This is a genomic window from Methylocystis sp. sgz306128 (genome assembly GCF_056032725.1).
Genome location: NZ_JBVYWO010000031.1, coordinates 1 through 911, shown reverse-complemented (window position 1 = coordinate 911; position 911 = coordinate 1). Strand labels below are relative to the sequence as shown.

At 59.1% G+C, this 911-nt stretch carries 1 protein-coding gene; it reads left to right on the top strand.

Annotation, left to right across the window (positions count from 1 at the left end; genetic code table 11):
- Positions 1 to 822 (top strand): tyrosine-type recombinase/integrase (locus tag AC0N03_RS16745; protein ID WP_474290049.1); only part of this gene is annotated, 822 nt, incomplete at its 5' end.
- Between the last annotated feature and the right edge of the window lie 89 nt (positions 823 to 911).

Here is a 911-nt window from a genome sequence, read left to right as displayed (position 1 = left end):
GACCAGATCAGAACCGAACATGTCCTGAGCGTTCTGAAACCGCTCTGGCTGAAAATCCCCGAGAGCGCCTCACGCCTGCGCGGGCGCATCGAGATGATTCTCAATGCGGCGCAAAGCCTGGGGCATATTCCGGAGGACAGGCCGAACCCGGCCCGCTGGAAAGGCCATCTCGAGAACCTCCTGCCGAAACAGCCAAAGAGCGACCGGCATCACGAGGCTTTGCCTTACAAGGAAATTCCAGCCTTTATCTCTGAATTGCGCCAGCGAGAATCCGTGGCGGCGCTGGCTCTGGAATTTGCCATTCTTGCCGGCGGGCGAACCGGCGAGATCATCGGCGCCAAATGGTCGGAGTTCGATCTGGACGAGAAGCTCTGGATTGTCCCTGCCGGGCGGATGAAGGCGAAGAAGGAGCACCGTGTGCCGCTGTCCTCGCGCGCCATGGAAATTCTCGACACTCTGCGGCCCATGCAGATCAATGACTTCGTGTTTATTGCCCAGCGTGACCGACCACTCTCCAACATGGCCATGCTTCAACTGCTCAAGCGGATGGGTCGCAATGGGCCGCAGGCGCGCGCGGCTGGTCGGCATATAACAACCCACGGGTTTCGTTCCACCTGCCGGGACTGGGCTGGCGACTGCACCCATTATCCGCGCGAAGTGATCGAGCAGGTTCTTGCCCACACCATCTCCAGCAAATCAGAGCGCGCATATCGGCGCGGCGACGCGCTCGACAAGCGCCGGATGCTAATGCAGGACTGGTGCGATTATTGTGAGGGCGCCCGTCCGGCAAATATTCTGCAAATTTCAAGTCCGATGGGCTGAGCAAACAGTTACGATCGTGAACCGCGCACCATAATTGCACCCATTCCTCTGTCAGGTTGGTCAATGACTGTCGCGATGGGGGCGATCAA